General features: G+C 74.5%; 7 protein-coding genes. 3 read left to right on the plus strand and 4 right to left on the minus strand.

Annotation, left to right across the window (positions count from 1 at the left end):
- Window positions 1-171 precede the first annotated feature (171 nt).
- Window positions 172-600, minus strand: a complete 429-nt coding sequence (locus ACOJTC_RS30610; RefSeq protein ID WP_420119488.1) for a TraR/DksA family transcriptional regulator — start codon at window positions 598-600, stop codon at window positions 172-174.
- Between the two features lie 409 nt (window positions 601-1,009).
- Between ACOJTC_RS30610 and ACOJTC_RS30615 the strand changes: the two genes are divergently transcribed.
- The 3 genes from ACOJTC_RS30615 to ACOJTC_RS30625 all read left to right on the plus strand — a co-directional run bounded on the left by ACOJTC_RS30615 (window position 1,010) and on the right by ACOJTC_RS30625 (window position 5,068).
- Window positions 1,010-2,668: an FAD-dependent oxidoreductase gene (locus tag ACOJTC_RS30615; RefSeq protein ID WP_357927584.1), complete on the plus strand. Its 1,659-nt coding sequence runs from the start codon at window positions 1,010-1,012 to the stop codon at window positions 2,666-2,668.
- A complete protein-coding gene (locus ACOJTC_RS30620) occupies window positions 2,665-4,116 on the plus strand; it encodes an ATP-binding protein (RefSeq protein ID WP_420119489.1) in 1,452 nt (483 codons plus the stop codon). Before ACOJTC_RS30615 ends, ACOJTC_RS30620 begins: the two co-directional genes overlap by 4 nt.
- Window positions 4,117-4,315: 199 nt before the next feature.
- On the plus strand, window positions 4,316-5,068 hold the full coding sequence (locus ACOJTC_RS30625; protein ID WP_420119490.1) for a MerR family transcriptional regulator: 753 nt from the start codon (window positions 4,316-4,318) through the stop codon (window positions 5,066-5,068).
- A 23-nt stretch (window positions 5,069-5,091) separates the two neighbouring features.
- Here the strand turns inward: ACOJTC_RS30625 and ACOJTC_RS30630 are convergent, their stop codons facing one another.
- The 3 genes from ACOJTC_RS30630 to ACOJTC_RS30640 form a co-directional block, all read right to left on the minus strand.
- Entirely contained in the window at window positions 5,092-7,935 is a 2,844-nt protein-coding gene (locus ACOJTC_RS30630; protein WP_420119491.1) for an ATP-binding protein, read from the minus strand.
- A 178-nt stretch (window positions 7,936-8,113) separates the two neighbouring features.
- Window positions 8,114-8,653, minus strand: a complete 540-nt coding sequence (locus tag ACOJTC_RS30635) for a DUF305 domain-containing protein (RefSeq protein WP_420119492.1) — start codon at window positions 8,651-8,653, stop codon at window positions 8,114-8,116.
- A 134-nt stretch (window positions 8,654-8,787) separates the two neighbouring features.
- Window positions 8,788-8,999, minus strand: a 212-nt coding sequence (locus ACOJTC_RS30640) for a carbohydrate-binding protein (RefSeq protein WP_420119493.1), incomplete at its 5' end; no start/stop codon positions are given.

The following is an 8,999-nucleotide window of genomic DNA, read 5'->3' on the forward strand; positions in this document are numbered from 1 at the left end:
CGATCCGGGGTGGGGATGACCGGTACGCGTCCTTCGATTCTGACGACGTCAACGGCTCGGTTCCCGACCGGGCACCACGACACCGGGCACCACGACGAGGTTTCGCGGCCTCCGGAGCTGCCGGGCCGGGCTCCCGGTGTGACGCCGTCGACAGGTGACGCGTCACCGTCATCAGCTCGAAAGGATGCGAACCGACCACCGGTCCCCACCCCCCAGCCCGGGGGCCGGCGGGTGGGGACCGGAACCGGCCCCCCCGGGCGGGCCGGCCGTGGGGGGTCCGCCGTGTGCCTTCTGCTGGCAGGGCACGCAGAAGCGGGCCTGGGGCCGCACCTCCAGCCGCTCGGAGGGGATGGACACCTCGCAGCGTTCGCATAGGCCGTAGCTCCCCTCGGCGATCCTGCGCAGCGCGCCGGCCAGGTGATCGAGGCTCTGCCGGGTCGCCGCGATCAGCGCCCCCCGGGTGTGCGCCTCGGCCGGGTCACCGGTGTCGGCGGTCAACTCGGTCAACCGGGCGGTCTGCGACGCGAACTGGTCGGTGAGGCTCTCGCGGAGCATGGTCAGCCGGTGCTGGTCGGCCTGGTGGTGCAGATCGGTGCTCATGGAAGGGTCCTTTCGGGCTCAGAAAAGCCGGGAACAGAAAAGCCGGAAAACAGAAAAAGGGCCGAAGCCTGGTGGCTTCGCCCTGGTGGCCGTTGCGGAGGATGCGGGGTCTCCGGGTGGGCCACGCCCGGCGGGGATCGGGCTCGGCCGCCCCTGGGTGGGCACGACGGCGGGCAGGGTCGCGTCGGGAACGGTCCCGCCGGGAACCACCGCCCCGCACCGGCCGACCACGACCACCGCCACCGGGGAACCGGTGGCGGTCGGGCGGAGGCTGACGGCCGGGTACATGGGGCAACCATAGGCCGTGTCCGGGGGAAAACCAACGGATAACCACCGTCGGGCCGACCACTGCCGGACCGCCCTCGGCGGCCCGGACGACCGGCCCGACGGCTGTGCTTACATGGGCACCATGGCACAGCCGGTGATCCTCACCATCGACGACGACCCCGCCGTCTCCCGGGCGGTCGCCCGGGACATCCGCCGCCGGTACGGCGACCGGTACCGGGTGGTCCGGGCCGACTCCGGCCCCGGCGGGCTGGAGGCGCTGCGGGAGATCAAGCTGCGGGGCGAACGGGTGGCGGTGATGCTGGCCGACTACCGGATGCCCGAGATGAACGGCATCCAGTTCCTGGAGGCCGCGATGGACCTCTTCCCCGCCGCCCGCCGGGTGCTGCTGACCGCGTACGCCGACACCGAGGCGGCGATCGACGCGATCAACGTGGTCGACCTGGACCATTACCTGCTCAAGCCGTGGCACCCGCCGGAGGAGAAGCTCTACCCGGTGGTGGACACCCTGCTGGAGGCCTGGCTGGCCAGCCCCGACCAGGCCAGCGACGAGATCCGGGTGGTCGGGCACCGCTGGTCGGCCCCGTCGTTCGCGGTCCGTGACTTCCTCGCCCGCAACCTGGTGCCCTACCGCTGGCTGCTCACCGACGACCCGGAGGGTGGCCGGCTGCTCGCCGCCGCCGGGGCCGACGCCACCGACGTACCGCTGGTGGTCACCCCGGACGGCAAGGCGCTGGTCGCCCCGACGGAGGCGGAACTGGCGGCGGTGGCGGGGCTCACCGTCGCCCCGTCCGCCGACTTCTACGACCTGGTGGTGGTCGGTGGTGGGCCGGCCGGGCTCGGCGCTGCCGTCTACGGGGCGTCGGAGGGGCTGCGCACCGTGCTGGTGGAGCGGCGGGCCACCGGCGGCCAGGCCGGGCAGAGCAGCCGGATCGAGAACTACCTCGGTTTCCCCGACGGGGTCTCGGGCGCCCAGCTCACCGACCGGGCCCGCCGGCAGGCGTTGAAGTTCGGCGCGGAGCTGCTCAGCACCCGCGAGGTGGTGGGGCTGGAGAGCGCCGGAGCGGCCCGGCTGCTGCACTTCGGCGACGGCAGCACCATCGCCGCGCACACGGTCGTGCTGGCCACCGGCGTGTCCTACCGGGTGCTCGACGCGCCCGGTCTGGCCGACCTGACCGGGCGCGGGGTGTTCTACGGCGCGGCGTCGACCGAGGCACCCAGCTGCGTCGATCAGGACGTCTGGATCGTCGGCGGGGCCAACTCCGCCGGCCAGGCGGCGGTGCACTTCTCCCGGTACGCCAGCCGGGTGCACCTGCTGATCCGGGGCGCCGACCTGACCGCGTCGATGTCGTCGTACCTGATCCAGCAGTTGGACCGGATCGACCGGATCGTGGTGCACCCGCACACCGAGGTGGTCGGCGGCGAGGGCGACGGGCACCTGGAACGGCTGCGGCTGCGGGACACCCGCAGCGGCGACGTCCGCGAGGTGGACGCCTCGTGGCTGTTCATCTTCATCGGCGCGGAGCCGCGCACCGAATGGCTGGACGGGGTGCTGGTCCGCGACGGGCGGGGCTTCATCGTCGCCGGCCCGGACCTGACGGTCGGTGGCCGCAAACCACCGGGGTGGACCCTCGCCCGCGACCCGTACCACCTGGAGTCGAGCCTGCCGGGGGTGTTCGCCGCCGGTGACGTGCGGGCCTCCTCGGTCAAGCGGGTCGCCTCGGCGGTCGGTGAGGGTGCCATGGCCGTCTCGCTGGTACACCGCTATCTGGAGGCACAGTGAGCGACTCCGACGAACGACTCACCCCGGACCAGATTCGGGAGCTGTTCCTGTTCGCCGCCCTCGACGCCGACCAGCTCGACTGGCTGGCCGAACACGGTCGGGTCGAGCACCGGGCCGCCGGCACCGTGGTCTACGCCGAGGGCGAGGAGGCGACCTGCTTCTTCACCCTGCTGTCCGGCACCGTGTCGATGAGCCGGCGGGTGCACGGCGACGACCTGGAGGTCACCCGCACCGACCAGCGCGGCGTGTACGGCGGGGCCACCCAGGCGTACCTCGGTGGGCAGGTCGACCAGGTCTACCTGAACACGCTGCGCGCGGTCACCGACGCCGCGTTCCTGGTACTACCCGCCGAGACGTTCGCCCACGCGGTACGGACCTGGTTCCCGATGGCCATGCACCTGCTGGAGGGGCTGTTCTTCGGGATGCGCGACACCCAGACCATCATCGGCGAGCGGGAACGGCTGCTCGCCCTGGGTTCGCTGTCGGCCGGGCTCACCCACGAGTTGAACAACCCGGCCGGGGCGGCGGTACGGGCCACCTCGGCGCTGCGGGACCGGGTCGCCGGGATGCGGCACAAGCTGGCGATGATCGCCGATGGCCGGCTCGACGGCCGGCGGCTGCACGCCCTGGTGGAGTTGCAGGAGGAGGCGGTGAAGCGGGCCGCCCGCGCGCCGCAGCTGTCCCCGATGGCGGCCAGCGACGCCGAGGACGCCCTGGCCGACTGGCTGGACGGGCAGCGGGTCACCGCCGGCTGGGACCTGGCGCCGACGCTTGTCGCCGCCGGCCTGGACACCGCCTGGCTGGAGCAGGTCCGCGAGGTGGTCGGCCCGCAGGACCTGGAGTCGGCGGTGCGGTGGCTGTCGTACACGTTGGACACCGAGCAGTTGATGGCCGAGATCGACGACGCGGTCACCCGGATCTCCACCCTGGTCGGCGCGGCCAAGCAGTACTCGCAGCTCGACCGGGCCCCGCACCAGGTGGTGGACGTGCACGACCTGCTCGACGCCACCCTGGTCATGTTCAAGGCGAAGGTGCCGCCGGGGGTGCGGGTGGTCCGGGCGTACGACCGGGACCTGCACCCGATTCCGGCGTACGCGGCCGAGCTGAACCAGGTGTGGACGAACCTGATCGACAACGCGCTGTCGGCGATGGGCCCGGAGGGCACCCTGACGCTGCGCACCGGCCGGGCCGGCGACCTGCTGGCCGTCGAGATCGTCGACACCGGGCCGGGTATCGCCGAGGCGGTCCGGCCGCGTATCTTCGAACCGTTCTTCACCACCAAGGCCGTCGGTGAGGGCACCGGGCTGGGGCTGGACATCTCGTACCGGATCGTGGTCAACAAGCACCACGGTGACATCCGGGTGGAGAGCGTGCCCGGGTCGACCGTGTTCCGGGTGCTCCTGCCGTTCACCGCCCCGGCCCGCGCCACCGACGCCCCGGGACGCTGACAGCGAATCCGGCCGTCCGAGGATGCTGTGATCGCGCGGTCACAGAGGATAATGGTTGGTCGCCGTCGGGGGCAAGTAGTGGTTCCCCTCATGTCGCCGGGAGTGGCCCGGCCATACGCTCGGCCACGGGGGGTCTGCCGTCCGCCGCAACCGGCCGGCAGGTCGCCGTACCCCGTCCCCGACGCAGGCGGAGGCCATCGTGACCATCGACCGGGTGACGACCGGGCCGGCGACCGCCGGCACCGCGGTCGGCTACACCGTTGAGGAACTCGCCCGCAAGGTGGGCATGTCGGCGCGGAACATCCGTGCCCACCAGGCCCGCCGGCTGTTGGCACCCCCGGTGCGCCGGGGTCGGGTCGCGCTCTACGACGACTCCCACGTCCGCCGGCTGGAGGCCATCCTGACCCTGCAACGGCAGGGTTTCAACCTGGTCTCCATCGAGGCGATGCTCGGCGTGCGGGGCAGCGACGACACCTCCGACGGGCTGACCGCGATGCTGCAACGGTTGGCTGCCGAACGGCCCGCGTTGACCCACGCGTTGACCCGGCACGGGGTGATCGGGCGGGCGCCGGACGGCACGGTGCGCACGGTGCGGCCCCGGCCGTTGCGTGCCGCGTTGGACCTGCACCGGGTCCGGATGGGCACGGTGCCGGCGTTGCAGGCGCTCAGTGAGGTGCTCGACAGCGTCCGGCCCCTCGCCGACGAACTGGTCGCGGAGGTCACCGCCCGGATGTTGACGCTCGCCCCCGAACTGGGTGGCGGGCCCCGGCCGTCGTGGTCCGACGGGGACCGGGAGACGATCCTGCTGACCCAGGGGGTGGTCAACGTGCTCACCGAGGCGTTCCGGTTGGCGGTGGAGCACCAGGCCGAGGCACACATCGCGGGCCTGCTGGACACCAACGGTCCACAGCCGACGCCCGTCGGGGACGGCGCCCTGGCCGACAAGGGCTGACGCCGCCGCAGCGGGGGCCCGGGTCAGCGGTCGGTGTCGTCGAAACGGGACACCCAGGCGACCAGACCGGAGCGGGACTCCACGCCCGCCTTGCGGTAGATCCGGGTCAGGTGCGCCTCCACCGTGCGGGGGCTGATGTGCAGCTGACGGCCGATCAGCCGGTTGGTGACGCCGGTACTGGCCAGCCGGGCGATGTGCCACTCCCGGTCGGTCAGGGCGGTCTCGGCGAGCGCCCGCACCGGCCGGGCCAGTCGCAGGCCGACCCGTTCGGTGCCGCACCGGGCGGCCAGTTCCTGTGCCCGGCGGCGGGCCCGGCCGGCGGGGCCGTGCTGGTCCACCGCCTCGGAGGCGCGGGCGATGGCGACCAGGGCGAGGCTGTGCCGCAGCGTCATGCCGGCGGCCCGGAACCGGTCCGACGCGGTACGCAGGTACGGCAGCGCAGTCAGCACCTCGCCCCGGGCGAGCAGCACCTCCCCGTACGCCGATTCGGCGAAGGCGTACTGGCCGGGCAGGCCGAGCAGGTCGGCGGCGGCCAACGCGGCGCGGGCCCGCCGGTACGCCTCGGGCAGGTCCCCGGCGGCCAGGGCGGCGGCGCAGAGCAGTTCGTGCCACATCGGTCGCAGGGAGGCCTGCAGGCGGGTGAGCCGGCTGTCGCCACCGGCGTCGGTGAGCATCTCCACACAGGTGGCGGGGTCCCCGGCGAGCAGTGTCGCGGTGGCCAGCGCGGTCGCCGCGGTCCGTCCCGACCAGCTGTCGAGGTCGTTGGCGAGCTCCACGGCGGTGCGGGCCAGGGCCACCGCGCGCTCGTCGTCGCGCGGGCCACCCCGCCACGCGGTGGCCTGCGCCTCGAAGGCGAGGGCGAAGCTGAGCAGGGAACGGCTGCCGATCCGGCGGGCGATGCCGCCGGCCTCGGTGGTCAGCCCGATCACGGTGCCGAGCTGGCCCCGGTGGTAGGCGACCTGGCTGCGGCCGAGCAGCAGTTGGCAGAGCCCGTCGTCGCGGTGGGCGTCCCGGACCAGGGTGATCCCCCGGTCGAGGTGCCGGGTGGCGTCGGAGGGGCGTTCCAGGAACAGCTCGGCCAGCCCGAACGCCAGCAGGCAGTCGGGGCGCTCACGCAGGTCCCGGTCGGGCAGCGCGTCGACGATCGGCGCGCCGACGGCGAGCAGCTCCCGGGCGATCTGCACCTCACCGTCGTGGGCGGCGGCGAGTCCGCGCACGGCGAGCAGGCCGGCCCGGTCGACGCCGCTGGCCTCGCCGTCGGGTGCGCCGCCGGGCACCGGCGACGGGTGACCGGACAGGATGCCGATCGCGCCGAGTTCGGTGGCGAGCTGGAACGCCCCGGCGGTCGGCGTCGGTGTGCCGACCAGTTCCCGGCGGCTGATCGCGGCGGCCTCGGCGTAGTTGCCGAGCAGGCGTTCCACCCGTACCCACTGGGCGACGGCGGCGGTCCGGCGGCCGGTCGAGTCGACGGGCAGTTCGGGGACGACCTCCCGCAGCAGGGTGCGGCTCTCGGCGAGGTTGCCCATCTCGCCGGTGATCCGGGCCAGCAGCAGGGTGACGTCGTGCCGGCTGTCCGGGGAGCCGGCCGGCGGGCGTACCGCGCGCAACGCCGTACGCAACCAGCGGACGGCCAGTTCCGGGGCGTCGCCGCGGATCTGCTCGGCGGCCCGGCAGAGCACGTCGACGTAGGGTTCGACCGGCCGGCCGTGGGGCAGCCCGAGCAGGTGTTCGGCCTGCTCCGCCCGCTCGGCCGGCGGGGCCTGCCGGGCGAGCAGCACGGTCAAAGCCCGGTGGTGCGCCTCCGCCCGCCAGGCCGGGTCGGTGTCCTGCGCGACCGCCGCGCGCAGCACCGGGTGCCGGAAGGTGAACCGTGCCGTGGTCGGGACGACCCGCAGCAGGTCCCGGCGGACCAGACGCCAGGCGGACTCGGTCACCTGCCCGGCCGGCAGCCAGGCGACCTCGGCGAGCAGGTCCACCCCGCACGGTGTGCCGCACACGGCCGCGGCACGCAGGCAGGTCGCGTCGACCGGGGCCAGGCCGGCCCACTCGGCGCGCAGGGTGCCCACGGCCCGTTCGGTGAGCCGGGGCCCGGTGGTCGGCGCAGCGTCCCGGTCGCCGTCGGCCGGCCCGACGGCGTCCAGCGCGGCGAGGTAGCCGGGGTTGCCGGCGGCCCGGTCGTGGCGGCGGCCCAGGTCGGCCGGGTCCTCGTCCGGGTACAGCGCGACGGTTTCGGCGAGGCTGAGTGGTCCCAGTTCGATCCGCTCCCGGCCCCGGCCGCCGGGGACGCCGGCGTCGGGCGGGCCGAACGGCATCGCGGTGTCGAGCTGGCGGGGCCGGTAGACCAGGATCAGCAGCAGCGGCGCGGACACCGGGTAGCGCAGCAGGTGGGCGACGAGCCCCATGGACGAGGTGTCGGCCCAGTGCAGGTCGTCCAGGACGAGGGCCAGCCCGTCGCGGGCGGCCAGGGTGAGCAGCCGGCGGGCCAGTTGGTAGGTGCGGAACTGGCGTACGTCGAGCGGAGCGACGGCGGGCGGGGTCGGCAGGCCGTCGGGCACGGCGGTGGGGTGCTGTGGGTCGACGCTCACGGGGTGGGGGGCGCCGAAGGCGTGCCGGAAGACGTGGAACGGGATGTCCCGCTCGGCTTCCACACAGGTGCCGACGGCCCGGGGCAGGGCCGGGAGGCAGCCGTCCAGCGCGGCGTGGACGAGGCGGGTCTTGCCGATTCCCGGGTCGCCGACCACCTCGCACACGACCTGGGTGCCGGTGCGGACGCTGTCGGCGTGGGCGGCGCGGATGCGGGCGACCTCCGGCCGCCGTCCGACGAATGGTGAGCCGGACAGCGCATCCTCCAGCCCAGCTGCCGTCACGCAGATCACGTGTATTCCCTGCGACCCTCCAATGGGGATTGCCGGGACTATACCGGTGGCCGGAAACACGAGGAACATCGATGTCGCGGGGGTGACCGAACGATTCGGCCCGCTGACCGTACGGATGGCGGAATCGGCCGTTTCCGGTGTGGCGTCGTCGTGCGGCGTCGGTCGGTGGTCAGCGGGTGGGCGGGGTGACAGGCAGCGCGGCGATCAGTCGGATCTGCGCGGTGCGGGACTCGTCGATGCGCCGGGCCAGGTCGCGGACGGCCGGGGCGACCGCCACCGCCAGGTGCGCCCGGGCCAGCGCGGCGGCCTGCCGCTGCTGCGGCACCAGCACCGCCACCAGGGCGGCGTCGTAGCCGGCGTCCGGGGTGCCGCGCAGCAGTGCCACCGGGTCGGGGGTGTCGCCCGGGTCGGGGTGGGCGTGCCGGTGGCGGTCGCCAGCCGGGCCGGCGGCGGCGATCCACCGGCGGGCCTGGGCCACCTCGTCGCTCTCGGTGGCGTCGATCGCCGCGACGAGGGTCCGCAACCGGGGTTCCCGGACCCGCTGCGGCGCGGCCCGGACGATGGCCAGGGTCCGTTCCTGGTGGGCGGTCATGGTGTGCAGGAACACCAGGTCGGTTCCGTCTACCACGGTCGTCGTGCCCGACGGTGCCGGCGCGGGGGTGGCCGGGGGCGCGGTGGACGCGCATCCGGCGAGCAGCAGGGCCGCCACGGCGACCAGGGTGCCCCGGCGGCGGCCGGGTCGGCCGGCGGGTACGGGTGGCCGGCCGCCGCCGGCCCGTCGGGGGCCGGCGGCGGGTGGGGACGTGACGCCCGGTCGAGGCGGTGGCATGGTCGACGGCCGGGTCAGATCCGGGTCCACAGGGCGGGCACGTAGGGCGGCTCCCAGCCCGGCAGGGCGGTGTGCGCCTGTCGGCACCGGTAGCTCACCGCCTGGTAGGTGACCACGTCGCCGACCTGGTAGCTGCGGCCGGCCGTCCAGCTGCCGCCGGCGGTCGGCGGGGCGGTCGGGGTCGGGGTCGGGGTGGCGGTACGGGTCGGGGTGGGCGTGGGGGTGG

The organism is Micromonospora sp., assembly GCF_048594385.1.
Classification (GTDB): Bacteria; Actinomycetota; Actinomycetes; order Mycobacteriales; family Micromonosporaceae; genus Micromonospora; species Micromonospora wenchangensis.